The 24,736-nt window shown below is 64.7% G+C and carries 25 protein-coding genes; 2 read left to right on the top strand and 23 right to left on the bottom strand.

Translation table 11 applies throughout. The annotated features are described in order from the left end of the window. The first annotated feature begins 133 nt into the window (after nucleotides 1-133). Together ACIU1A_RS22615 and ACIU1A_RS22610 are read left to right on the top strand one after the other, a co-directional pair. Complete coding sequence (locus ACIU1A_RS22615) at nucleotides 134-1,867, top strand: chloride channel protein (protein WP_404925328.1); 1,734 nt, start codon at nucleotides 134-136, stop codon at nucleotides 1,865-1,867. 96 nt (nucleotides 1,868-1,963) lie between these two features. Then, nucleotides 1,964-2,701 (top strand): DUF4336 domain-containing protein, encoded by a 738-nt coding sequence (locus ACIU1A_RS22610; RefSeq protein ID WP_140584611.1) that lies wholly within the window; start codon nucleotides 1,964-1,966, stop codon nucleotides 2,699-2,701. Nucleotides 2,702-2,755: 54 nt separating this feature from the next. Here ACIU1A_RS22610 and ACIU1A_RS22605 read toward each other — a convergent pair whose 3' ends face one another. From ACIU1A_RS22605 to flgA, 23 genes are all read right to left on the bottom strand, one after another. Continuing rightward, on the bottom strand, nucleotides 2,756-4,399 hold the full coding sequence (locus ACIU1A_RS22605) for an MFS transporter (protein WP_404925327.1): 1,644 nt from the start codon (nucleotides 4,397-4,399) through the stop codon (nucleotides 2,756-2,758). Nucleotides 4,400-4,674: 275 nt separating this feature from the next. Then, nucleotides 4,675-4,941 carry a flagellar biosynthesis protein FliQ gene (gene fliQ, locus ACIU1A_RS22600; RefSeq protein ID WP_140496235.1) on the bottom strand — a complete coding sequence of 89 codons (267 nt, stop codon included), beginning with the start codon at nucleotides 4,939-4,941 and terminating at the stop codon, nucleotides 4,675-4,677. Between the two features lie 21 nt (nucleotides 4,942-4,962). Continuing rightward, complete coding sequence (gene flgD / locus ACIU1A_RS22595) at nucleotides 4,963-5,370, bottom strand: flagellar hook assembly protein FlgD (RefSeq protein ID WP_404925326.1); 408 nt, start codon at nucleotides 5,368-5,370, stop codon at nucleotides 4,963-4,965. After that, complete coding sequence (gene flbT, locus ACIU1A_RS22590) at nucleotides 5,370-5,810, bottom strand: flagellar biosynthesis repressor FlbT (protein ID WP_404925325.1); 441 nt, start codon at nucleotides 5,808-5,810, stop codon at nucleotides 5,370-5,372. Before flbT ends, flgD begins: the two co-directional genes overlap by 1 nt. Further along, the gene (flaF, locus tag ACIU1A_RS22585; protein WP_404925324.1) at nucleotides 5,807-6,154 is read right to left on the bottom strand and encodes a flagellar biosynthesis regulator FlaF; all 348 of its coding nucleotides are present in this window, start codon (nucleotides 6,152-6,154) and stop codon (nucleotides 5,807-5,809) included. Before flaF ends, flbT begins: the two co-directional genes overlap by 4 nt. 30 nt (nucleotides 6,155-6,184) lie before the next feature. After that, a complete protein-coding gene (locus ACIU1A_RS22580) occupies nucleotides 6,185-7,228 on the bottom strand; it encodes a flagellar hook-associated family protein (protein WP_404925323.1) in 1,044 nt (347 codons plus the stop codon). Nucleotides 7,229-7,231: 3 nt separating this feature from the next. Further along, entirely contained in the window at nucleotides 7,232-8,683 is a 1,452-nt protein-coding gene (gene flgK / locus ACIU1A_RS22575) for a flagellar hook-associated protein FlgK (RefSeq protein WP_140560324.1), read from the bottom strand. A gap of 28 nt (nucleotides 8,684-8,711) precedes the next feature. Continuing rightward, nucleotides 8,712-9,968: a flagellar hook protein FlgE gene (locus tag ACIU1A_RS22570; protein ID WP_404925322.1), complete on the bottom strand. Its 1,257-nt coding sequence runs from the start codon at nucleotides 9,966-9,968 to the stop codon at nucleotides 8,712-8,714. A gap of 79 nt (nucleotides 9,969-10,047) precedes the next feature. Next, a complete protein-coding gene (locus tag ACIU1A_RS22565) occupies nucleotides 10,048-10,716 on the bottom strand; it encodes a response regulator transcription factor (protein WP_140496228.1) in 669 nt (222 codons plus the stop codon). A gap of 222 nt (nucleotides 10,717-10,938) precedes the next feature. Beyond that, nucleotides 10,939-11,526, bottom strand: coding sequence for a transglycosylase SLT domain-containing protein (locus ACIU1A_RS22560; protein WP_404927997.1), 588 nt, complete (start codon nucleotides 11,524-11,526; stop codon nucleotides 10,939-10,941). Continuing rightward, entirely contained in the window at nucleotides 11,456-12,823 is a 1,368-nt protein-coding gene (locus ACIU1A_RS22555) for a flagellar hook-length control protein FliK (protein WP_404925321.1), read from the bottom strand. Before ACIU1A_RS22555 ends, ACIU1A_RS22560 begins: the two co-directional genes overlap by 71 nt. Continuing rightward, complete coding sequence (locus ACIU1A_RS22550; RefSeq protein ID WP_404925320.1) at nucleotides 12,820-14,184, bottom strand: chemotaxis protein MotC; 1,365 nt, start codon at nucleotides 14,182-14,184, stop codon at nucleotides 12,820-12,822. Before ACIU1A_RS22550 ends, ACIU1A_RS22555 begins: the two co-directional genes overlap by 4 nt. Next, nucleotides 14,181-15,512, bottom strand: coding sequence for a MotB family protein (locus ACIU1A_RS22545; RefSeq protein WP_404925319.1), 1,332 nt, complete (start codon nucleotides 15,510-15,512; stop codon nucleotides 14,181-14,183). The genes ACIU1A_RS22550 and ACIU1A_RS22545 overlap by 4 nt, the downstream gene beginning before the upstream one ends. Then, entirely contained in the window at nucleotides 15,509-16,129 is a 621-nt protein-coding gene (locus ACIU1A_RS22540) for a hypothetical protein (RefSeq protein WP_140560328.1), read from the bottom strand. Before ACIU1A_RS22540 ends, ACIU1A_RS22545 begins: the two co-directional genes overlap by 4 nt. 3 nt (nucleotides 16,130-16,132) lie before the next feature. Then, on the bottom strand, nucleotides 16,133-17,782 hold the full coding sequence (gene fliF, locus ACIU1A_RS22535) for a flagellar basal-body MS-ring/collar protein FliF (protein WP_140522324.1): 1,650 nt from the start codon (nucleotides 17,780-17,782) through the stop codon (nucleotides 16,133-16,135). A 124-nt stretch (nucleotides 17,783-17,906) separates the two neighbouring features. Beyond that, nucleotides 17,907-18,971: a flagellin gene (locus ACIU1A_RS22530; protein ID WP_140496222.1), complete on the bottom strand. Its 1,065-nt coding sequence runs from the start codon at nucleotides 18,969-18,971 to the stop codon at nucleotides 17,907-17,909. 262 nt (nucleotides 18,972-19,233) lie between these two features. Beyond that, nucleotides 19,234-20,232, bottom strand: a complete 999-nt coding sequence (locus tag ACIU1A_RS22525) for a flagellin (protein WP_140496221.1) — start codon at nucleotides 20,230-20,232, stop codon at nucleotides 19,234-19,236. Between the two features lie 212 nt (nucleotides 20,233-20,444). Next, the gene (fliP, locus tag ACIU1A_RS22520) at nucleotides 20,445-21,176 is read right to left on the bottom strand and encodes a flagellar type III secretion system pore protein FliP (RefSeq protein WP_140513640.1); all 732 of its coding nucleotides are present in this window, start codon (nucleotides 21,174-21,176) and stop codon (nucleotides 20,445-20,447) included. Continuing rightward, on the bottom strand, nucleotides 21,173-21,607 hold the full coding sequence (locus tag ACIU1A_RS22515; RefSeq protein WP_263483070.1) for a flagellar basal body-associated FliL family protein: 435 nt from the start codon (nucleotides 21,605-21,607) through the stop codon (nucleotides 21,173-21,175). Before ACIU1A_RS22515 ends, fliP begins: the two co-directional genes overlap by 4 nt. Before the next feature lie 81 nt (nucleotides 21,608-21,688). Then, nucleotides 21,689-22,393 carry a flagellar basal body L-ring protein FlgH gene (gene flgH, locus ACIU1A_RS22510; RefSeq protein ID WP_140513639.1) on the bottom strand — a complete coding sequence of 235 codons (705 nt, stop codon included), beginning with the start codon at nucleotides 22,391-22,393 and terminating at the stop codon, nucleotides 21,689-21,691. Beyond that, a complete protein-coding gene (locus tag ACIU1A_RS22505; RefSeq protein WP_404925318.1) occupies nucleotides 22,390-22,968 on the bottom strand; it encodes a MotE family protein in 579 nt (192 codons plus the stop codon). Before ACIU1A_RS22505 ends, flgH begins: the two co-directional genes overlap by 4 nt. A 3-nt stretch (nucleotides 22,969-22,971) precedes the next feature. After that, complete coding sequence (locus ACIU1A_RS22500) at nucleotides 22,972-24,213, bottom strand: flagellar basal body P-ring protein FlgI (protein ID WP_224677785.1); 1,242 nt, start codon at nucleotides 24,211-24,213, stop codon at nucleotides 22,972-22,974. Next, nucleotides 24,210-24,734: a flagellar basal body P-ring formation chaperone FlgA gene (flgA, locus tag ACIU1A_RS22495; RefSeq protein ID WP_404925317.1), complete on the bottom strand. Its 525-nt coding sequence runs from the start codon at nucleotides 24,732-24,734 to the stop codon at nucleotides 24,210-24,212. Before flgA ends, ACIU1A_RS22500 begins: the two co-directional genes overlap by 4 nt. Nucleotides 24,735-24,736: the final 2 nt, after the last annotated feature.

Genomic DNA, 24,736 nt, shown 5'->3' with positions numbered 1-24,736 from the left:
ATGCGGTGCCGCTCGGCGTATCAGCACGGCAGTGTTTTCAATGCCTTGCTGATGTCGGCGAGCCGCTCCGGTGCTTACTAAAAACCAATCGCCCAGGAATCAACCGCAAGTCTACGCTCGCCGGCTGCGCGCGGTGCTCATCAATTCGATCCCGCTGCTCGAAGCGCGAGGCATAGCGGTTGTCGTCCTTGCCGGCATCGTCGGCGTGATGGCGGGCATACTGGTCACCGCGATGAGCCAGATCGTGCAGGACCTGCACGGGCTGTTGTTCGGCGTGCAGCCCGGCGGCCGACTTTCCGGCATGTTCTCGCTCGCCCACCCCATGCAGGCCCTGATCCCGGCGATCGGCGGCATCCTGCTCGGGCTGACGGTGATCTGGCTGAGAAAGCGGAGATTCCGCACGCCTGTCGACCCGATCGAGGCCAACGCGCTCTATGGCGGTCGCATGTCGCTGACCGATACGTTCATCATCGCCGGCCAGACCATGATCTCCAGCGGTTTCGGCGCCTCTGTCGGGCTGGAAGCCGGCTATACGCAGGTCGGTTCCGGCCTGGCTTCGCGGCTGGCGCGGCTTTTCAAGCTGCGCCGCAACGATGTCCGCATCCTGGTCGGCTGCGGCGCGGCCGGCGCCATCGCGGCGGCTTTCGACGCGCCGCTGACCGGCGCTTTCTATGGTTTCGAACTGGTCATCGGCATCTATTCGGTCGCCAATGTGGTGCCTGTCATGACCGCGGCGATCTCCGCCTCGCTCACCGCCGAGATGTTCGGCGGCGTGCCGTTCCCGCTGGAGCTTGCGGGCCTGCCGGCACTCACGGCCAGCCAGTACGTGCCCTTCCTGCTGCTTGGGCTTCTTGGCGGGGCCGCCTCGATCGCCATCATGCATCTGGTGACGCTGGTCGAGCGCGCCTTTGCCAAACTGTCGGTCGACGCCTCGCTGCGTCCCGTCATCGGCGGCGTCATCGTCGGCCTGCTTGGGCTGGTCACGCCACAGGTGCTGTCGAGCGGCCACGGCGCGCTGCATCGCGAATTCGCCATGAACTATGGGCTGAGCGTGGTGGCCAGCGTCTTCGTGCTGAAGCTGGCGGCTTCCGCGATCTCGCTGGGTTCGGGGTTTCGCGGCGGACTGTTCTTCGCTTCTCTGTTTCTTGGCGCCCTGCTCGGCAAGGCATTCGCCGATGTGATGGCTTTCATCTCGCCGTCGACCGGCATCGATCCCGCCGTCGCTGCCGTCGTCGGCATGACATCGCTGGCGGTCGGCGTCGTCGGCGGGCCGCTGACGATGACGTTCCTGGCGCTGGAATCGACCCGCGACCTGACGCTAACCGGCGTCGTCCTGGCGGCCTCGATCATGGCGGCGATCCTGGTGCGCGAGACCTTCGGCTACTCCTTCTCGACGTGGCGTTTTCATCTGCGCGGCGAGACGATCCGCAGCGCCCATGACGTCGGCTGGATGCGCAGCCTGACCGTCGGCTCGATGATGCGCAAGGACATCAAGACCATCAATGCCGACACGACGCTTGCGGCCTTCCGCAAGCAGGTGCCGCTGGGTTCGGCCCAGCGCGTCATTGCCGTCGACGCCGGCGATCAGTATGTCGGCGTGCTGATCGTTGCCGAACTGCACAGCGACCTGTCCGACGGCGAGACGGCGGTGCGCGATCTGGCGCAATACAAGGATGCCGTCCTGGTGCCGAGCATGAACGTGCAGTCGGCCGCCGAGACCTTCCAGCGGGCCGGCGCCGAGGAGCTGGCCGTGGTCGAGGATTTCACCGACCACATCGTGCTCGGACTGCTGACCGAGGGCCATCTGATGCGGCGCTATGCCGAGGAGCTGGAAAAAGCGCGCCGGGACTTGTCGGGCGAAGGGTAGGTCGGGCGAAGGTAGGCTGCCGAGCCGGCCTGGCTGAGCTCGTGCAAGGCGAAGCTGCCGTGGCCAAGCTTGTTCTCCACCCTACATCAGCAGACCATGGCCGACCGCGCACCATATCCGCCGCTCAACACGTTAAAGCTGGTTTCGAAGGACATCTGGATCGTGGATGGCCCGGTCATCCGCTTCGGCATGCCTTGGCCGAAAATGCCGTTTCCGACGCGGATGACCATCATCCGCGTCAATGACGGCGATTTGTTCGTCCATTCACCCACCTTCCTGACAGAGAGCCTCGAGGCCGAGATCGCGGGATTGGGCAAGGTCCGCTACATCATCGGGCCGAACCGGATCCACTATTGGTGGATTCCGATGTGGCGCAGGGCCTTTGCGGATGCGGGTATCTGGCTGGCACCGGGCATTCGCGAGCAGGCGGGCGACAGGATCGATTTCGAGGCGAACGAGCTTGGTGCCGAGAGGGGCTACCCGTGGGACGATGACCTCAAGTCGCTGCCGGTGGAGGGCAGCTTCATGACGGAGATGGTGTTCTTCCATTCCGTCAGCCGAACATTGATCCTGACAGACCTGATCGAGAACTTCGAACCGCGGAAGCTTGGCTGGCCGTGGCGCTGGCTTGCCAGGGCGGCTGGTGTCGTTGATCCGGATGGCAAGACGCCGCGCGATTTGCGATTGACCTTCCCCAGGGGGCAACTCAAGGCGGCAGTCGAAAAGATGATAGAATGGAATCCGGAACGCGTGATCATGGCGCACGGCCGTTGGTACGAACACGATGGCGTCGCCGAACTGAAGCGCGCGTTCCGCTGGCTGGGTCCGCTCTAACGCTTTGTGTTGATGCAAGCCCGGACGAAAACGTCTTCGCGCTTTCCTTCACTCCTAATGCTCGATCGGTCCCTTTGCCATGACCAGCGCCGTGCCCGCGGTTGTCGGGCGCTCGATCACGCGGCGCACCCGCGGCGGCTCGTCGCCGCTGTGCAGTGCCCGCAGGCGCTCGCCGACCATGGCGTCGGCTTGGGTGATGCGGCCATTGTGCCTGACATATTCGAGCCAGGTCGGCGTGTGGTAGTGCTCGATCCAGATCGCCGGATTTTCGAGATCGCGCGCCAGCGTCCAGTTGCGGGCACCGTCGCGACGGCGGATGCGGCCGCGCTCGGCCATGGTGGCCAGGAACTCCGGCACGTCCTCGTCGCGGATGATGTATTCGATCATGATGGCGATGGGGCCGCTGCGCGGTTTCAGGTCGAGCGCGAGGTGCGGCTCCTTGAAACGGTTGAGCGGATCGAGGTTCAGCACCTGCTGCTGCGGCAGCGGCAGCACGAGGCCGATGGCGCCGCCAGCCAGCATGGCGATGGCCGCCGCAATCAGCGCTGTCCCGGCGCCATGCGCGTCGGCGACGATGCCCCAGATCCAGCTGCCGAGCGCGATGCCGCCGAAGGTCGCGGTCTGATAGACCGACAGCACCCGGCCGACGACCCAGCGCGGCGTTGCCATCTGCACGGTGACGTTGAAGTGCGAAAGCGCGATCACCCAGCACGCGCCGCCGACCAGCAGGCCGAGCGATGTCTGCCAGGCGTTGTGGCTGACGGCGGCATTGAAGGCGCAGACGGCGAAGCCGGCGAAGGCCGAGCGCACCATGGTCTCGCTGGACAAAAGCTGGCGCAGCCGCACGCTGATCAGCGCGCCGCCGACCGCGCCGATGCCGAAGGCGCCCAGCATGATGCCATAGGTCAAGGCATCGCCCTTGACGACGTCGCGCGCCACCAGCGGCAGGAGCGCCAGCACCGCGCCGGCACTGAAGCCGAAGGCGGAGCCCCTGACCAGCACCTTGCCGATGTTGGGCGACATGGCGACATAGCGCAGGCCTGCGCCCATGGCCGCGCCAAGCGATTCGCGCGGCAGCGTCGATGGCTGAACCTGCGGCTTCCAGCGCGCCAGCACGACGATGAGACCGATATAGCTCACCGCGTTGGCCGCGAAGGCGGCCGCCGCCCCGGCTGCGGCGACGATGATGCCGCCGATCGCCGGACCGACGCTGCGGGTCAGGTTGAAGCCCATCGAGTTCAACGCGACGGCGGCCGGCACCTTGTTGCGGGGCACGATGTCGCCGACGGAGGCTTGCCAGGACGGGCTGTTCAGGGCCGTGCCGCTGTCGATCAGGAAGGTGAAGGCAAGCAGCGTCCACGGCGTCATCAAGCCGGAATAGGTGAATAGGGTCAGAAGCACCGAGACGACCAGCATGAAGATCTGGGCGACCAGCATAACCTTGCGCCGGTCGAAGCTGTCGGCGATGGCGCCGGCGACGAGTGCGAACAGCATGATCGGCAAGGTGGTCGAGGCCTGGACCAGCGCGACCTGATAGGGCGAGGTGGCGATTGTGGTCATCATCCAGGCGGCGCCGACGCCCTGGATGAGGCCGCCGAAATTCGACACGAGGCTGGCCGACCACACGGCGCGGAAGATGCCGTGCCGGAACGGCGCCAGCGCCGAAACGCTCTCGCTCTCCGGCTTTTCGTCAATCATAGGAAAGGCCCTGCCATGGCTTGCCGATCGTTGCGGTGATCCGTTTCCCCGGATGGTTTGCCGAAACTATGGCATCGTGCCGCAAAGAGCGAACGTCTTGAAAAAAAGATCATGGTCCAACAAGGGGATAGAGGAGGACCACGCAGCCGTGCGGCGTTGCTTCGACGCCGCGCCGCGGATGCAGCCCTATGCCGTACACGGTCCGCGATCGGCGAGAGCAGGCCGGTGCCGGTAAGTCGTCGGGACAGAACGGGCCGGCTCGCCGCAAGCAGCGGCTAGAACCCGTTTTCAATGCGCTCGAAGACGACGTTGGTGAAGGCCGATATCTGGCTGCCGATGAAGGGACCGGTCAGCGCCGCCACGAGCATGATGGCGACGATCTTCGGCACGAATGTCAAGGTGATCTCCTGGACCTGCGTCAGGGCCTGGATCAAGGCGATGCCGATACCCACCGCCATGGCGACCAGCACCACCGGCGCGGATGCGGTCAGCACCGTCCACACCGCGTACTGGACGATGTCGAGTGCGTCGGCCTCGTTCATGGGATCGGCCCGCCGGAGCCGTCAGCTTGCCGCCTTGACCGAGATGCCGGGGCCGACCGCGATCTCGGTGCCGTTGCCCAGCACGGCGATGAGGCCGCTGCTGGCAAGGCGCACGGACGCGACGGTGCCCGTCGTCTTGCCGTCGGCGGACGTTATCGAGCGCCCGATCAGCGCATCGGCCTGCGACAGCGCCGAGGACTGCATGATCTGGTCCAGCTTGGTATTGGTCTGCACAGACTGCTCGACCTGCGAGAAGGTGGCGAGCTGGGCGACGTACTGTGTCGAATCCATCGGCTTGGTCGGATCCTGGTTCTTCATCTCGGCGATCAGAAGCTTCAGGAAGGACTGGTAGTCGACAGCGGTCTTTGAGGTCTGCTGGCTGGCCTGATTGGTGCCAACCGGTATCGTCGTCGTCATGTCCACGGTCATCAGCGTGCTCCCACAGCCAGCGGACGCGAGGCGCCCGGAACGTCGTCATTGCCGCCAAGCGCGCGGCGTTCGAGCGGATAGAGCGCCCGGATCGCCTTTAGCGCCTCGTAGATGTGATCCTCGCCGACCATGCGGTCGATCTGTTTCAGCGCACTGCCGATCTCGGCGTCCTCGAAACTTGCAAGCAGCAGCGGTAGGGAGCGGCGGAACATTTCGCGCGCCTCGCCGGCGCCGGCCGGGTTCATCAGCATCACCTGGAGGATGAAATACAGCTGCTTGAGCGGCGTCGAGGCGTCGTCGGCCTGGATCACATGGCTTTCGAGCAGGAACTGCACGTCGTTCATCAGTTCGACGGTGACCTTGCGGTCGACGCGGATGACCGCACCGTTGATATAGATCTTCTCGTTCGGCTTCAGCGATATCTTCAGCGTGTTGGTCATTGAATGCCGTCGCGGATGATCTGGGATACCTCGATCAGTCCCTCGAAATTCTGGGTGCGGCCCTGGCGGATGTCTTCCGCCTCGCGCAGCAGCCAAAGGCCGATCGAAATCAGGTTGGCGCGCAGTTCCTTGGGAAGCGCGTTGTCATTGGAGCCGAGATCCTCGACAAAGGCGGTCCAGACGCGGTTGGTGAAATGCAGCGCCTCCACTGCCTCCATCGAAGCGGGGCCAAGGGCGGCGGCCGCCGCCAGCATGTTGATCGACCGGGTCAACAGCTCCCGTTCACGGTCCTTCGCGTCGGCGACAGAGGTACTCTGGATGTCGGCGTAGGAGAATTGGTACATCGTTGGCTCTACCGTTCCGGTTCAGAGTTGTCAGGTCAGGTAATTCAACAGGCTGAGCTGCTGGAGCCGCGCCGTCAATGCGAAGGAGGTCTCGATGTGCTGCGTCAGGTCGGCGACGCGGGTCGCGGCTTCGGCCGGGTCGACCGCTTCAAGATCGAGAATGTGGCGCTCGAACAGGTCGACCTGCGTCTTCATGCGGTCGACGGCGTCGGACACGCGCTTCTGGACGATGCCGGTTTCGGACTGAACCTGGCCGATGCCGCTCAGCGCTTCGCCAACCAGCGACTGTGAGCGGCCGACGATGGTATCCTTCGCCGCCTGGCTGATGTTGGTCGACATCAGGCTGGAGACCATGGCCGCCGCCATGGCGAGCTTCTTGATGCCGTCGCTGTTGGCGCTGGTCGAGGTCGCGGTGGTTTCGTTGAGCGCGATGCGGCTGACGATCTGCTGGTCGGTGGCGTTCGACCAGTTGGCCTGCCAGCCCGAACCGAAGAACTGCGGCTCGACGTCGTTGGTGATGAAATCGTCCATCTGGGCTGCGGTGATGTTTGCCGCGGCAGGATCATCCGGCGTGAAACCGAAATTGGCGACGAAGGAGGCGTCGAAGGCAGCCTTGGCGGGTGACCCGACCGCGGTGAAATCGTTGATCGGCTTGACGTCGGTGTTGGTGCCGGCAAACAGATACTCGCCGTTGACGCTGGTGTTGAGGATCGAGGCGAGCTGCTGGACGGCCGTCTTGCCGGCCGACTGGGTGAGGTTGGCGGAAGAATCGCCCGACGTCGAGGTGGTCAGGCTCGACAGCAAGGTCTGCGCGACGCTGGAGAGCTGGCCGAGCGAGGTCTGCGTCGAGGAGAGCCGGGCGGCCACCAGGCCGTTGGAATCGATAATGACATTGAGCCGGTCGAGATCGCGCGAGAAGGTGACGGACTGGGCGGTGCGTCCGCCCAGCGCCAGGCCGACATCGGCGACCCTGCCGGTCGAGGACTCCTTCGTGGCTTTGACGAGCTCGGCCTGCATGCGCATCTGCTGATAGCGCATGGCGTTCGAGAGAGCGGCCGAAGAGACTGAGGTCATGGATTATCCCACCGCGCTGAGCAGAGCCGCCAACATGTCGTCGACGGTTTTCATCATTCGGGCCGATGCCTGATAGGTATGTTCGAGATCGAGAAGCAGCGACATTTCCTGGTCGACATTGACGCCGGTGGCGTTGGACAGCGCCTCGGCGCTGCGCGATGCCAAAGCTTGCTTGGCGTCGGCTGCGGTCGACGCCTGCTGGCGCACGCCCTGGAGCCACCCGATCGAATTGGCGGCATAATCGGCAACGCTCGACGTCGCCGAAATCCCGGCGGCGGGGTCGAATGTCATCGGCTGATCGAGCCGGTCGCCATAGGCGACCAGAAGGCTGGAATAGGAGGCGCCGCCAGTGTTGACGACATAGGCCGCGCCGTTGGCGCCGCCGTCGCGCAGCAGTGCCGGATTGCCGCCGACACTTGGATCCATGGCGGCATTGACGCTGATCGTGCCGGCAAGGCCATTGACCAGCGTGCCAGCGGCCGGCACCGCCGGCGCGCCCGACCAGGTGAACAGCCCGGCGGCGTTGGGCATTGACGGCGCGGTCTCGGCGAAGGCCGTGATCAGGCCGCGCGCGGTCTCGTCGAGCTGGCTCTGCATGGTCGAAGCCACGCCATCGCGCAATTGCAGCAATCCGGCAAGCTTGCCGCTGGCGCTGGTGTTGCCGCCGGTTCCCGCCGAGATCGGCACATTATCGATGTAGAGGGCATTGCCGACGGTACCGGCGCTGTAGCCGGAGGATGGGGCGAAGCTGACCGTTCGCGGGATGGTTTCGAACAGCGTCGTGCCGTCACCCGTGGTGATGACCATGTCATTGTCGCCGCGCGTGAAGGTGGAGACCGGAACATAGTCCGAGATCTTCTTCAAAAGCGCGTCGCGCTGGTCCAGCGCATCGGAAACGTCGGTGCCGGAGCGCGTGCCTGATATGACAGCCTGGTTGGCGTCCTGGAACTGGCTGAGCAGCGAGTTGAGATCGTCTACCGCCGTGGCGATCTGGCCGTCGGTCTGGGTGCGAAAGTCCTGAATGGCCCTGGAGCCTTCGTTCAGGGAGCGCACGACCTGCTTGGCCGCGTCGATAACGCTGGAGCCGAGATTCTGGTTGGACGGCGAGGTGGCATAGAGCTGCAGCGCCTGCTGCAAATTGCCGATCGCGGTCGAGGGAGAGGACGCATTGTCGACACCATTGACCGAAACATCCAGCTGATCCAGGCCGCTGTAGAGCGCGTTCTGGCCGCTGTACGCCGACAGGGCGCTTAGATTCTGACGGAAGAGCAGGTCGTTGGCTACGCGCTGGATGTCAACCGAGCGCGCGCCCGGCGCCGTGCTGGTAACGACGGCGATGCGGCGCGTATAGTCCGGATTGGAAGCGTCGGCGACGTTGCGCGAGACAACGCTGGTCTGCCGAGCGGTGTTCATAAGCGCCGATTGGGCGATGCTCAATGCGGTGGAAAGCGACATGCGGGTCTTTCACGGGCGTTGCCCGGTTTTATCTCTTCAGGTTAACAAGGACGTCCATCAGGTCGGAACCCGTCTGGAAGACTTTCGAATTGGCGGTGTAGCTGCGCTGCGCCGCGATCATGTTGGTCAGTTCCTCGGCGATATCGACGTTCGAATTCTCGAGCGCGCCGGAGATGATGGAGCCAAGCTTGCCTTCATTGGCAAAGCCGACGCGGACCGCGCCGGATTCTGTGCCTTGCGAGTACACATTGCCGGGCAGCGCGGTGAGCTGGTCGGGACTCTGCACATCGGCCAGCGGGATCTTGTAGAGCGGCTTGGTGGAGCCGTCCTTGTACTGGGCGTAGATGGTGCCGTCCTTGCTGATCTGCACCTTGTCGATGGTGCTCGGCGCGTTGCCGTTGACCTGAGCGTCCGAAACCGTGAAGCCGGTGCCGAGCTGGGTCAATGCCGACAGATCGAGCGAAAAGGCGCTGCCGTTGGGCACGGTGAGCGAGACGCTGTCGACGGCGCCGGTGAGCTTGCCCGTGGTCGTGTCGAAGGTCAGGTTGGCCGAGCCCAGTGCGCCGCCGGTGTAGGGGAATGACGTTCCGGCGGTCGCCTTCGACTGGTCGAAGACCGACACCTGCCAGGTGCCGGCGCCGGTGTTGGTGAAATAGACGTCGAGCAGCTTCTTGTTGCCGAGATTGTCATAGGCGACCATCGAGGATTTCGAGGTGTACTGCGCGCCCGCCGCATTGGTGGTGGGCAGGTTGCCGGCCGCGACTGGCGTCGCGCCTGCGGGCAAGTTGCCGCTGTAGAGACCCTCGGTGCTCGGGGTCGCGGTCATTCCCTGGTCGGAGATGACGACCGGGACCAGTCCTTCAAAACCGTTCACCGTCGCCGCCGGCACGCCATTTTCGTAGCTGTAGGCCATCAGCTGGAAGCCGGCCGAGTTGACCAGCCTGCCCTGTCCATCGGGAACGAAGGCACCGGCGCGGGTCAGGAAAGGCGTACCGCTCGGGTCCTGGACGACAAAGAAGCCGTCGCCGCTGACGGCAAGGTCGGAGACGGAGGTGGTGTATTGGAGAACGCCGGGATCGCTGACCGCCTGCCGGATCGTGGTGGTGATGCCGCCGGAATTATAGGCGCCGCCCGTCGAGGGCATGACCAGCGTTGAAAATTCGGCGGAGGACCGCTTGTAGCCGGTGGTATCGGAATTGGCGATGTTGTCGGCTGTCGTCGACAGACGGTTGGCCTGCGCGTTCATGCCGGAAACGCCGGTCCGCATCATCCCGTAGAGGCTCATCGAAATGTCTCCGCAATGTCCATGCCATTGGCAGCGAGGCTACGCGTCCTGTCTTGCGCGAGGCTGGCGCGGCGGTGCATCAGAACACCAGCCGGTAGCCGAGGAAGCGCTTGGAATCGATCGGATCGGTGCCCAGCTTCTCGCGCAGCTTCTTGCGCAGCTTGCTGATGTGGCTTTCCACCACGTTCTCCTCGACCTCTTCGTCGAAGATGCCGTATATGGCGTTGAATACTTGGGTCTTGGTGACGCGGCGGCCGCGATTGCTTGCCAAATATTCGAGAATGCGGCGCTCACGGCGCGGCAAGGGAAGCGGCTGGCCATTGATTTCAGGGTCGCGGCCATCCATGAAGATGCGCATGGCGCCGATCTCGGTAAAGGCGGCATCCTCGTTGGCGCGGCGGCGGATGGCTGTTATGCGAGCCAGGATCTCGCGGATATGGACCGGCTTGCGGATGACGTCATCGACACCGCTCTCGAACAGCCGCAACGTGTTCTCCAGCGAATGCTGCTCGCTGAGAGCAATCACCGGGGCTCCGGTGCGGTCGCGGATCTGGCGCGGAGAGATCGCGCCTTCGCGGCAGTCGCCGATGAGGAAGGCCCGGACCGAGCGCAGATCGGCATCGGCCGCCGAGTTCACCCACTCGCCGAATTCGCCGGAAGCGAAGCCGGCGCAGGCGATGCCCTCGCGGTCAAAAAGTGAATTGTATCCGTCTGTCACGAGCTCTCGCTCGTCAACGATAACGATCATCGGCCCCGCCTCCGAATCAGCTCATCTGCCCCGTGGGGAAAGCCGTATCCGCTGGCAGGAATCCTGAACAACCGTCATTTCTTGTAACTAGTTTCTTGGGAGTCCGGAATCGCGTCGGTTGCATTAGCGTGGGGTGAGATATGCTTGGTGCTCCAAGTCCCGGCCAAGTCGAAGCGCAACGCCGAGCCTTTGCGACTGATTGCATGAGATGCAAGAATACGCTCATGGGTTGCAGAACGTGCGGGCGTTGCCGGTCCATTTGCCGAAGCCGGTGGCCACCATGTTTGATATCACGCGGCAGACATAGACCTTCTGCGCCGGGTCGTTGTCGGGCCCCGCGTGATAGCGGGCGACGGCCATCGACCAGGTCACGTGACGGGCATGAAGGCTGGCCAGGAAACGCGCTGCATAGTCGACGTTCTGACGCGGATCTAGCATGTCCTCGACGCTGCGGAAATGCGCGCCGTGGTAGTGGTGATTGATTTGCATGCAGCCGAGATCGATCAGCGTCTTGCCCTCGCGTCGGGCATTGGCGAAGGTGGCAAGAGCTTCGGCGCGGCTTGTCGGGAAGACTGCTTTTCCTTCTATATTCAATGCGTTGGGCTGCAAGCTTCCCTTCTTGCCGGTCTCGGTCAAGCCGACGGCATAGAGGATGCCGGCCGGCACGCCATAGTGGTCGGCGGCGCGCAGGATCTCCGGTTCGCAAGCATTGGCGGCGGCAGCGGCGCCGCTCGCAAGACTAGATAAAGATATCGCCGCCAGCGCGCTCGCGAGAAGGCGAAGCGGGGCGGCCGTGTGCTTGCGCGTCATCATTGTGTCTTCCGGCGGATTGCTGGCCCGGTTGCTGGCCGCCAGCGCCGCTGTTGCCGCCGCCGGAATTCCCGGGTTGAAAGGACGACTGGTCGCGGCCCGCCGCCGTCTGCAAGGATGCGGTCGCATCAGTGCGGGTCGTTGCGGGGACCGCTACCGAAGGTTGTAGTATCGTCACCTTGTCAACCTCGAAGCCGAGTCCGCGCAGGGACTTGACGATGGCATCGCTATCAGAGGACAGCCGGTGGTAGGCGTCATGTGTTTGAGGCTTCAACTCAATCAAAAGTTGTTCTCCGGAGAGGCGAAGATTGGCGGTGACCATGCCAAGCTCGGCCGGATGAAGTTCGATCTTCAACACATGTGTCGCGGCGGCAACAGGGCCTGTCAGTTGCGCAGTTGCGGAGTGTGTCGAAAGCGTCGTTTTCGGGCCGCCATCGGCTGTTATGGCGCCAATCACGTTGAGGGCCGCCTGGCTCATCGGCGCCTGCGGCGGGGCAGGGAAGCTGCGCTCGGAGACCACGTCGATGCGCCCTGCCGCCAACAGTTGTTTTCCGGGCTCGTGCCGCAACGAGGACTGAACATCGGCGATGGACCTCAGCTGCGGTGCCGCCTGCTTCGGATCCACGCCCGGCACTTCGGCCGGCGCTGTCTGGGGCAGTGGCCCGGCCGCGATCGCATTGTCGCGTTTTGGCGTGCCGGCGGCGTCGTGGACGGTCTGGCCATCGAGCTTGGTCAGCGGCCCATCGACGAGCGATGTCCGCTCGGGCTTCGACATCGGTTCGAGGTCATCATGCCCGGCGGCGGATTTCGGCCGGTAGGCCTTCGGCTGGAGCTGCCCGTCGAGCGCCGGTTCCTGTCCGGTTTCGCTCGTATCGGCCGGTCTGGCCGATGTCGAGAAATGGCGCAGGTCATGGAACGCGATCAGCAACGGCAGATGGTCCTCGAGCGGCGTCGTACCTGTCTCGGCCGCTGCGCCATCGGCGTCCTTGTCCGGCTCGGCGGTCTTGTCGTCCCTGGTTGTTTTCGCGGCCGGCATTCCGCTGGATGGGATCCTTGCGTTGCCAGCCGGCAGTGGCTCGTCCTTCTGCCCGGCAGGACCGGCGGCAAGCCTGCTCCAGCGCTCATCGCGCGATCCGGCCCCGGCTGCCGGATGCTTGTCCGGGTGGGCCGGGCCGGACTTGTCGTCCAGCATCTTGCCGAAACCCGTGTCGTCATTCTTCCCGGTCGCCGCCGGCTGTTCCGCCGTCGTGCGCGCGGTGGTGATTCCCGGCAGCGCCGGACCGAGGCTGGGGGTCATTTCGGAGCGGCTCCAAGCATCTGGTCGATCAGGTCGAGCTGTCGACGAGTTTTGACCATGGCGGCATCGGTCGGGTCTGACGTGTCGGTGCTGACCGCGGCCGCCGGCGCCGATGCCGGCAGGACAGTTGCCGCATCGTCCGGAGCCGGCGCGTTCGGCGCAGCTGCTACTGTGTCGCCGGATGGCGCGACGGCCGGCTGTTCGGAGACAGCATCCTCGACGAGCGGCAATCCGGCGGCGTCGGTGGCCTGCGCGGCGGCAGGCTCGGGCTCGTGCGATGGCATGACGTCGGCAGGTGCCGGGCTTGCGATCGGAAGGGAAGCTGGCGGCGCCACCACTTCGCCGGCGATGGCCTCGGCGGCGTCGAGCAGCGCGCGGTCGCCATCCGACAACCGGCTGCGGTCGATCTTGCCCAGCTTGGCGCGCACGTCCTCGATGGTACCCGATGTCACGGTGGACAGGCTTGAGTAGAGCAGGGCGCGCGGATCGCCCTGATTGGTGTTGCCGTCGCGGCCTTGCTCGGCCCGCGCCGAGGCGAAGGCGGACAGTTCGTTCAGGCCGTCGATCGCGGCGCGGCGGGCGATGCGCAGATAAATGACCTTCTCGCGCTCGGGATCCATCATCGAGGTGATATCGGCCAATTTGTCCTGGCTGATCGACATGTGCAGCTCAATCACGCCCGAGACGAAGGAGTCGGCGAACTGGCTGGCATAGGGCGAATAGAGATAGCGCTCGACATATTGTGTGGAGGCAAGCGCAAAGCGCGCCGCGTCGCGCTGCGCGACCGCAATGCCGACCGAGCGGCGCAATGCCGCCTCCTCGACCAGTGTCCCGGGGCCGAGCAATTTCGCCTCGTCGAGCAGCACCAGCGCCGCGGTCGGCTGGTCGCTGGCGAGCAGCGAACCCTTGACCAGGGCAAGGAAGGCGCCGAGGTCGCTGGGCTCCGCCATCGGATCGACCGGCTTCAAGGCTTCGATGGCCTCGCCGGGGCGGCCGTTCAGGTAATCGATGACGCCCCTGGCAAGGGCTAGGTCCCGCGCATCGGCGGTGGCGCGCGACACGGCCGCCTCGACGGTCACCGGGTTGCCGCCGCTCATGCCGTAGACCAGCAGCGCGCGAAAATTCTTCGGATCCCTGAAATCGTCCTTGTCCGCCTCGCGAAGGCGCGTATCGATCATCTCCAGCAGCTTGGACTGCATCGGCAGCGCGGCGTGGTCGCCGACGGCGATACGGTCTTGAATAAGCTGCAGCGAGCGCACCAGCTGATAGGGCTGCAACGAATCCTGGGCGAGGGCGGCTGTAGGCTGGCCGGCCAACAGCAAAAGGCCCATCAAGCGGCTGGTGAAGACCGCCCGCTTCATCCGCCGGTCGCCATCAGTATCTCGATGCGGCGGTTCACCGCCGACAGCGGATCGGCGGGGTCCTTCGGCTGGCGGTCGGCGAAGCCGGCGACTTCGGTGATGCGGCGCTCGTCGACGCCGCCGCGCACCAGCATGTAGTACGCCGAATGCGCGCGCGCGGTCGACAGCCGCCAATTGTCGTAGCCGGCGCTGCGGAACGGCCGCGCGTCGGTGTGGCCGTTGATGCTGATCGTCCCCTTCTGGCTGTTGACGATGCGGCCGATCTTTTCCATCGCGAGCACCAGCTCACGGCGCGGCATCGCGGAGCCGACCTCGAACATGCCGAAGTCAAGCTGGTCGGTGATCGAGATGAGGACGCCCTTGTCGGTGGCTTCGACCGAGACGCCGTCGTGCAACTTGTCGCCAGGTTTGAAGGCATCGGCCAGCTGCTGCCTGACATCGGCCGCAGCCTTGAGCGCGGCTGCGCCCGGCTTCTTTTCGCCGGCATCGGGCTTGGCCGCCTCGGCGGCGGCAACCTTGGCGCCCGCGGGTCCGGCGGCGCCGGCTTTCGCATCACCCGCCTCGGCGATTGCCGTTGTGGCCTTGCCGTCCTTTGCCAGAGGTTCAAGCGGCGCCGCGATGACCGGCGGCGCAGGCGGCACGGCCTTGACCTTGGCGACCTGCGCCTCGGCGGCCTTGTCGCCGGGCTTCACCGGATCACCTTCGATCCTGGCGCGCTGCGCGCTGGCCTCGGCGCCCGGCGAGGCGACCTGCTGAGACCAGAAATCCGGCTCGAACGGATCGCGGTAGGAGGCGCCGCCGGAAGCGCCCGTTGCCGGGCCGGCACTCTGCGCGCCGCCATCGCCCTTCTGGCTGACGTTCTGCATGATGCCGGTGTTGGTGGCGATTTCCGAAAGCACCGCGTAGGGATCGGCGAACAGGTGTTCGTCGGACTGCTCCGACTGCTGCGGCTCCTGCTTTTCCTTTTTGGGATCGGATGAACCCGCGCCGCCGGCTCCATCCTGTCCGGCCTTGGTGGCCGCCTCTTCCGGATTGTCGGCGGTCAGCCCGATGGCGCGCGGACCGTCGCCGAGATCCTCCAGGCCCTTGCGGCTCGAGGTGCGGTCGACCAGCTTGACCGGATTGAAATAGCTGGCGACCGCCGCCTTGGTCTGTTCGTTGGCGGCGTTGATCAGCCACATGACCAGGAAGAAGCACATCATGGCCGTCATGAAGTCGGCGAAGGCGATCTTCCAGACGCCACCGTGATGGCCCTCCTCGTGGTCGTCATGGCCGCGACGCACGATAATGATCTCGTGCCTGGCCTGATCGGCATCGGCGACGCTCATGCCAACACCTGAGAGAGCGTTGCCGACCATTCGGCCATGCGCGTCTCGAACACCGCTTCGTCGATGGAGACCGTGAGATCGAAGCCGGGAGCTTCGAGGAAGTCGAGATTGGCGGCGCGCGCTCCGAGCGACGCCTTCAGCGCTTCGAAAAGGGAAAGCGGGCCGCGAACGACTATGCGCACCGCTTCGCCATCGCCGACCGCTTCGCGGACCGCACCGGCAAGCGCTTCAAGCGAGCGCTTTTGCAGGTCGTCACTGACGATGCCGCCGATGATGCGTGCGACCGTGGCGGCGACGAGGTCCGTCACGCGCGCCTCCATGGCATCAATGCGCAGCGAGACCGCCTCGCCGACATCGCCGCCGAAGCTCTCGAGAAAGGCCTTCGCTTCCTCGGCATTCGCCCGGCGTTCAGCGTCCATCGCTGCTTCGTGGGCAGCCGCAAGCCGCTCGCCAAGCGCTGCCTCCGCCTGGGCGACCGCTTCGGCGATCAGCGTGCCGATATCGGCTTGAGGCACGGCTGCTTCCGGCTCGTGCTCGGCGGCGGCCCTCGGCTGGCTGACACGTTGCGGGCGCGGGCCGAAATCCGGCAGGAGATCGAAAAGGGCTAGGGAAGGCATGGACTACACCGCGACTTCCTGGGCCGCCCATTTGCGCAGGATCTGCGCTGTGCGCTCCTCGTTGAGGTCGACCATGCGGGCAAGCCGCTCCTGCGGCGCGGGCCTGATCTTCTGGCGCAGGTCGTCGAGCGGCGTGGAGCCGGCCCGCACGCCCGGCAAGGCGCCGACGGCCGAGCCGGCTTCGGCGGAAGCCGTGCCCTCTGGCGTCGGCAGCGAGCGCTGGACCTCGTCGAAATTGGGACCGGCTATGGACGGCGTCGCCTTTGCTGTCAGGGCCGCCGCCATCGGGCGCAGGCCGAAGAAGGCCACCAGGAACACCACGACGATGAAGGCGCCGGCATTGATCAGCGTGCCGGCGTGCTGGCCGACGGAATCGAGCATTCCGGCCTGCGGGATCGCCTCGCCGTCGAGCCCGTCGATGAACTCGACCGCCGAGACGTCGATGACATCGCCGCGCTTGTCGTCGAAGCCGGTGGCAGAGGTCACCATCTTCTGGATGTCGGCGACGCGCTTGGCGATCTGTTCGGGCGTGGCGTCCTTGCCCAGGATCGCCTTCAGCCGATCCTGGTTGACGACCACGGCGATAGACATCTTGGTGACGCTGTAGCCGTTGGAGACGGTGGCGATCTTCTTGGAGTTGATCTCGTAGTTGGTGATCTCTTCCCTGCGGTCGTTCTGCGAGGAGGATTGCGGACCCTCGGTGGCGGTCGTCTGCGTCTCGGGCAGGTTCTGCTCGACGCTGGCCGGGGTGGAGGCCTGCTTCTGGTTGTTGTTCTCGTTGGCGCGCACCGACTGCACCGAACGCTCGACGCGCGACTCCGGATCGAAGATCGTCTCCTCGGTTTGGCGGGTATCGGTGTTGACGTCGGCCTTGACGCTGGCGCGGAAATTGTCCGGGCCAAGATACGGGGTGAGGGCGCGCCGGATGTTGTCACCGATCTGCGCCTCGACGGTCTGCTCGACGCCCAGCGTGCGGGCGGCACTTGTGTTGGAGGGATCATCTCCCGCCGCCAGCAGATTGCCGTTGGAATCGAGCACCGTCACCTTGTCGGCCGACAGGCCGGGAACGGCGGCGGCGACGAGATGGCGGATCGACATGGCGCTTTTCTCGGCGTCGATGCCGGCGTAGCGGATGACGACCGACGCGGAGGGCTGCTGCTCGTCGCGGCGGAAATTGGCACGCTCGGACATAACGATATGGACGCGCGCAGCCTTGACGCCCGCGATCGACTGGATGGTGCGCGATATTTCGCCCTCCAGCGCGCGCACACGCGTGATCTGCTGCATGAAGGAGGTCAGGCCGAGCGAGCCGACATTGTCGAACAGTTCATAGCCGGCATTGGCGCTGGTCGGCAGGCCCTTTTCGGCAAGCAGCATGCGGGCCTGCGCGGTGGTGCCGGCCGGGACCAGGACCGAGGTTCCGTCGGAGCCGACGTCGAAGCCGATGCCGGCCTCGCCCAGCACGAGGCCGATCTGGTTCACGTCGGCGCGGTCGAGCCCGACATAGAGCGTGTCGTAGGCCGGACGGTTGAGATAGACGGAAGCGACACCGATGACGCTCATCACCAATGCGGCGATGCCCGCCAGCATGGCCAGGCGCTTCACGCCAAACCCGCGGAGATTCGCGATGATGCTCTGGATCTGTTCCGGCACGGTCGACTACTCCCAGCATGACTGTCCGCTGGAACACTAGCCCTCGAAGCTTGTGCGAAAATGAAATCGGGCCGCGCTCGGCGCGCGGCCCCTCAACCTTGAGGTGAAGACGTCGAGTGGGCGGTCAGCTCTTGAACAGCGACAGGATCGACTGCGAGGAACTGTTGGCGATCGACAGCGACTGGATGCCGAGCTGCTGCTGCACCTGGAGCGCCTGAAGGCGGGTCGATTCCTTGTTCATGTCGGCATCGACGAGCTGGCCGACACCGCGGTCGATGGAGTCCATCAGGCTCTGCGTGAAGGTCTTCTGCAGGTCGATGCTGCTCTTGGCCGAACCGAGGATGGTGGCGGAATCGGTCAGCTGGCTCATGACGTTGTCGATCTTGGTGATCATCTGGGTGATGATGTCGTCGGTCACGCCCGCCGCAGTGATGTCGAGATTGTAGGCGGAAATATTGTCGACCTTGGCAACCGCCCCCGCCGCGGTCTGGCCGGCGGTGTTGGCTGCGATATCCGTTGATCCACCCGCGATCGATGCCGCATAGGCGGTGTCATACAGGGTCTGCGCGGCCGCGGTCGAATAGACCGATGTCTTGCGGTCGAGAATGCCCTGGTTCTTGACCTCGCCGGCGAGACCGGAATCGAAAAGCTTGGTGCTCTCGACATCGATGTCAATCGTCCCGAGTTGGACGGCGCCGGACGAGGTGCGGTTGAACGAGGACACGATCTTGGAGTCGGGCTGGACGCCGTCATTGGCGGCCGACACCTGCTTGGAGATCACCGACAGGAAATTCGAACCGGAGAAGGTGGCGGCGTCGGCAAAGGATTTCATCTGCGCCTGAAGCGCCGTGATTTCGGTCTGCGTCTTTGCCTTGGCGGCATCTGTCTGGCCGACGGTCGAAAGCAGCTTGGTTTTGATCTTGCCGATCGTGTCCAGCACATTGTTCATGCCGGTATAGGCGGTGTCGACCTTCGAGGCGCCGAGGCCGAGCGCATCCTGCACGGTCGAGAGCGCCTGGTTGTCGGAGCGCATGGTGGTGGCGATCGACCAGTAGGCGGCGTTGTCGGAGGCTTCGGAGACGCGATAGCCCGTCGAGACGCGGGCCTGTGTCTGCTCGAGCGACTTGTTGGTGGCGTTGAGGCTTTGAAGTGCAGTCAACGCCGCAGCGTTCGTCATGATGCTCGCCAAGAAACTCGCTCCTTCTCTAAGCCGGCATGCCCACAGGCCTGGTCGGCCTGCCCATCGGCTGCGATCGTGCCGGTCGGGCCGATTCGACAACCTGTCGTAAGCTATTGGTTAACCATAGCTAGCGCGATATGGTTAACGCCCTGTTAAAAGTCAGCTTTCGACAGTTAAGGAACGAGGATTGCGCGGGGCTGGAGCAAACGCAATCGGGCCGCGCTTTGGCGCGGCCCGATATCTTGGTGCTGTTCGTGGATGGTGAAGGCGATCAGCCGCGGAAGAGCGACAGGATCGACTGCGACGAACCGTTGGCGATCGACAGCGCCTGGATGCCGAGCTGCTGCTGAACCTGCAGGGCCTGGAGGCGGGTCGATTCCTTGTTCATGTCGGCATCGACGAGCTGGCCAACGCCGCGGTCGATGGAGTCCATCAGGCTCTGCGTGAACGTCTTCTGCAGGTCGATGCTGCTCTTGGCGGCGCCGAGCGTGGTGGCGGCGTTCGTCATGTCCTTGAGCGCGGCGTCGACGACGTTCATCATCCCCGAGATCTGGTCATCGCTGAAGCCCTTGCCCGTTGCGGAGTCGAAGATCTTCAGGCTGGCGACCGAATAGGTGTCGCCGGCCGCAACGGTAGCACCAGCAGCCGGAGTAGCCGCCGTGGCGGTGACGCTGCCGTCGGTGCCCAGACGCGCGGCGTCGAGGATGCCCTTCGCGGTGCCGGCCGTGGTACCCGCCTCGTACAGCTTGGTGCTTTCCACGTTGACGTCGATCGTCGAGATCGATACCGCGCCGGAAGCGTCACGGTTGAAGGCCGACACGATCTTGATGTCCGCCACGGACGTGCCCGTGCCGCTGTCCACGGACAGCATGTTGGTGCCGGAGAAGCTGGCGCCGTCGGCATAGGCCTTCAGTTGCTTCTGAAGGGCGGCGATTTCGGTCTGGGTCTTTTCCTTGTCGGCATCCGTCTGGCCGTAAGAGGCGGTCAGCTTGGTCTTGATCTGGTTGATGGTGTCGATCGCGCTGTTCATGCCGGTGTAAGCGGTATCGACCTTCGAGGCGCCGAGGCCGAGCGCGTCCGAAACGGTCGACATCTGCTGGTTGTCGGAACGCATCGTGGTGGCGATCGACCAGTAAGCAGCGTTGTCCGAAGCCTGGGAAACGCGATAGCCCGTCGAAATGCGGGCCTGGGTGGTTTCGAGGTTCTTATTGGTGGCGTTCAAGCTCTGCAACGCGGTCAGCGCCGAGGCATTGGTCATGATACTGGCCATGTCTACTCGTACCTTACTTTTTACAGGTGTTTTTTGACATACCGGATTGGCCGGTATGACGGAGCGGCATCATGCCAATGATCTGTCTGAGACCCGATCACCCGCCATCTGCGGGGAATATGGCGGCAAGTCCCTACCAAAGGACTAAACCGGACGGTTAATCGAAAAATATTGTCGAAAAAACGGGAGGGCGCGGTCGGCGCCGGGCGCGATCAGTTGAAGGAGCGCACCAGGCTGCCGACAAGCAGGTTCCAGCCGTCGATCAGCACGAAGAACAGGATCTTGAACGGCAGCGACACCACCGTCGGCGGCAGCATCATCATGCCCATCGCCATGGTGATGGTGGCGACGATCAGGTCGATGACCAGGAACGGCAGCACGATCAGGAAGCCGATCTCGAAGCCGCGCCTGATCTCGGAGATCATGAAGGCGGGCACCAGGATGCGCAGGTCGACGGTTTCCTTCGCAACGGTCTGGCCGCGTTCGCGCGCGAGGTCGGCGAACAGGTCGAAGTCCTTGTCGCGCACATTGTGCAGCATGAAGGTGCGGAAGGGATCGGAAATCTTCTCGAAGGCCTCGGTTTGGCTGATCTGGTTGTCCATCAGCGGCTTGACGCCGGTATTCCAGGCCTGGTCGAAGGTCGGCGCCATGACATAGAAGGTCATGAACAGCGACAGCGAAATGAGGATAAGGTTCGCCGGCGTCGACTGCAGGCCGATGCCGGCGCGCAGGATCGAGAAGGCGATGACGAAACGGGTGAAGCTCGTCACCATGATCAGCAGGCCCGGCGCCACCGAAAGCACGGTGAGCAGGCCGAACATCTGGATGATGTAGCCGACGGTGGTGCCGTCGGCCTTGCCGATGCCGCCGAGGTCCAGTTGCTGGGCCGTCGCGATCGATGTGGCGGCGCCGAGCAGCGCCGCGGCAAGAAGAAATTTCTTCATTCGAGCAGCAACGTCCTGATGAGTACCTGCTTGGCATGCCCCTGGCTGCGGATCGAGGCGCGCTCCTCGATATCGGCCTTCAGGTGCTGATAGCCGCTGGCGCCTTCTATCTGGTGCATCTTCAGGGTGCGCACGAAGGCCAGAAGATCCTGATGGATCTCATCCGACATTGCCGGCGGCTGCGGCGCATCGTAGACCACCGACACTTCCATCCTGATCCAGGTCTCGGCGGGCGAGGCGATGTTGGTGGTGATCGGCGCCAGCGCGACGAGTGACGGTCCCGTGCCGGGCTCTTGCGCGTCGGCGGGCTTGGGCACCTTGCCCTCGTTTTCCGGCGCGACGGGTACCGATGCCGGTGCCCCCACACCCTTGAGATAGCCGCCGGACAGCCAGCCCATGCCGATGGCGGCAGCCGTCACCAGGAGCAGCATGGCGCCCTGGACGGCAAGGGAAGGACCCTTGCGAGACGGAACCTGTTCGACGCTGGCCACGGTGCTGCGGTCTCCAATGCCCTAGAACGGAAGAACCTGGTCGAGGATCTGCTGGCCGTAGGCCGGCTGCTGGACCTCGCTGACGCGGCCGCGGCCGCCATAGGAGATGCGCGCCTCGGCGATGCGTTCATAGGAGATGGTGTTCTCCGCGCCGATATCCGACGGGCGCACCATGCCGGCGATGGTGAGCACCCTGAGCTCATAGTTAACACGCACTTCCTGCGAGCCCCTGATCATCAAATTGCCATTGGGCAGGACTTCGGTGACGACGGCAGCAACGTTGAGCTCCAGGTTCTCCGAGCGCTTGATCTCGCCGTCCGCATTGGTTTCGGTGCTGGAGCTCAGGCCGGCGTCGCCCTTGCCGCTCGTGCTCTTGTCTTCCCATCCGAGCGTGACGTCGTAACCCAGCTTGCGCGAGGCGGTGCGGCTCCTGTCGTTCTGGTTCTTGAAGTTGGCCTTGTCGTTGAGCTTGATCCTGACGGTGAGAATGTCGCCTTCGCGCAACGCCCTGGGGTCGGTGAACAGCCGGCTCTGGCGATCGTCCCACAGCGAGAATTTCTTGACCGGCGCGGCAGGCGGCTCAGGATAGCTGTAGGGCGAAGCTCCTTCACTGCCGATGCCGGAACCGACCGGCGACAGTGAAGGCTCCCTGCCGATCTCCTTGAGATTGGTGCCGCAGCCGGACAAAGCTGCGACCGCGCACAGGATGAGCGTTCTGCGGATCATGACGGATCTACCCTTCGGGCTGCGCTGGCCATGATGCCGGTGAGCGTCGCCGCCGCCTTCTGGTCCATTTCGTTGAGGATGACGCCGGCCTTGCGCGAATCGAGCTTCATCAGGATGGCCGCGGCGAGATCGGCATTGACGATGGCCAGGCGCTCGGCCGCCGCGTCGGGCTTCATGCCGGCATAGATCTTGACGACGCTGTCCTCGGCCCGGGCCAGGAACACCTCGCGCCGCTTCAGCCAGGTCTCGTATTCGGCCCGCTTTTCGTCCAGTGCCTTCATGCGTTGATCGATGCCGGCCTGGAGCTGTTTCAACTCCTCCGCCTGCAAGACGTAGCGGCGGTCGCGGGCGGCGTCGGCTATGTTGGAGCAGAAGCGCTCGATCTCGCTTTGGTCGGGAGCCTTCTCCCGGGCCAACAGCTGCGGCGCGGGTGCGGGCGGCGCTCCCGTCAGAACCTGGCGGACGGCTTCTTCGGCGTGCACGCCGCTGGAAAAGGCCGTCAGAGCGCAGGCCGCGAACAGGATCGCGGCGGGGCGGCATCCTTGATGGAATGAGGGGGATAAGATCATCGGCATCGCCTATTGGAGAACCAGATCGGCTTGCAGGGCGCCGGCCGACTTGATGCCTTGCAGGATGGCAATGATGCCGTCGGGCTTCACGCCGAGGCGGTTGAGACCGGAAACTAGGGTTTGCAGGTCGGGGCCGTCGAGCACGGCGACGCGCGCGTCGGGCCGGCTGGCGTCGATGGCAGTGAACGGCTCAACGGCGGTTTCGCCCTTGGAGAAGGGTTCGGGCTGCACGACGCGTGGCGCTTCGGTGATGCGCACCGTCAGCGTGCCGTGGCTGATGGCCACGCGCGAGATCTTGACGTCGTTGCCGATGACGATGGTGCCGGTGCGCTCGTCGATGACGACACGGGCCGGCGTATCGGATTCGACCACGAGGTTCTCGATCTCGGCGTAGAAGCGGGCCGCCGAGACGCTTTTCGGCCGTCTGATCTGGACGGTGCGGGAATCGCGCTCGGCCGCCACGCGCATGCCGAAGCGCTGGCTGGTGTAGTCATTGATCGCGTCGGCGATGCGAATGGCGGTCGAGAAATCGGGATTGCGCAACTGCAGCGTCAGTATCGGCTGGTCATCGAACTCGGCCTTCACGGCACGCTCGATGATGGCGCCGTTCGGCACGCGGCCCGCGGTCGGGACGCCTTGCGTCAACTGCTCGGCCTGACCCTGGGCGGTGAAGCCCGAAACGATGACCGCGCCCTGGCCGACGGCATAGATTTCGCCGTCCGCCGCCTTCAGCGGCGTCATGATCAGCGTGCCGCCGGCGAGCGAGGTAGCGTCGCCCATCGAGGAAACGTCGATGTCGATGCGCGCGCCCGACTGCACGTAGGGCGGCATGTTGGCGGTGACGATGACGGCGGCGACGTTCTTGGCGCGCGCGCTGCCGCCTTCGGTGGCGATACCGAGATTCTCCAGCATGGCGCGGATCGACTGTTCGGTGAACGGCGAGTTGCGCAAGCTGTCGCCCGATCCGGCGAGGCCGATGACCAGGCCGTAGCCGACGAGCTGGTTGTCGCGCGAACTCTGCAGCTGCGCGATGTCCTTGATGCGCGAGGCGACCTGGCCCGGCGGCAGCGAGCTCGGCCCGGGCGAGACGCGGAACATGCGCGTGGTGGTGGCCGGATCATATTCAGGATCGTCATAGACGCCGCCATTCCTGGCGGCGAGTTCGCGCTTGGCCTTGGGCGTGAGGCCGTCGGCCAAGGCAGGCTGCAGGCCGAGCGCGGCCGCAAGCAGGAGAATAAGCGGACGCGTCATGAAGCGCTGACCTGGATGGTTCCGTCAGCCATCACCGTGCCGGAGAGAATCTTGCCGCTGTCGCTGTTGCGAACCTTGATGAGATCGCCAGCCGAGCCTGGCTGCAAGGTCACGGCGGTGGCCGATATCGTCAGTCCGCCGGCGATGAAGAAAACCTGCACGGCAGCGCCCTGCTCGACCAGCCAGGCGTCGCGAATGGCGGCGACGGGGATGTAGCGGCCGGGCAACAGCGTGCGCTTGGCGATCTTGCCCTGGAGTTCCTCGGCAAGGGTCGACACCGCGTCGGGCTTGTGCTTGCCGGGGATGAGGGTCACCTGCTTGAGGGCCGCGAGCTCGATGGTCTCGCCGGGATAAATGACCCGGTTTGGGATCAGCACGACCTCGCCGGCAGGCTGGCTGCTGGCGATCTGCGTTGCCGACCGGTTGGCCGCGTCCTGCGCGAAAGCCGGCATGCCGCCGGTCACCAGCGCAAGGACGAGCGCGGTGCGGCGGAACGCGGAGCAGGGGACCGGACCGGCCATTG

The organism is Mesorhizobium maamorense (genome assembly GCF_044998965.1).
Classification (GTDB): domain Bacteria; phylum Pseudomonadota; class Alphaproteobacteria; order Rhizobiales; family Rhizobiaceae; genus Mesorhizobium.
The sequence above is the reverse complement of the archived record's forward strand: the minus strand, read 5'-3'. Positions and strand labels throughout refer to the sequence as shown.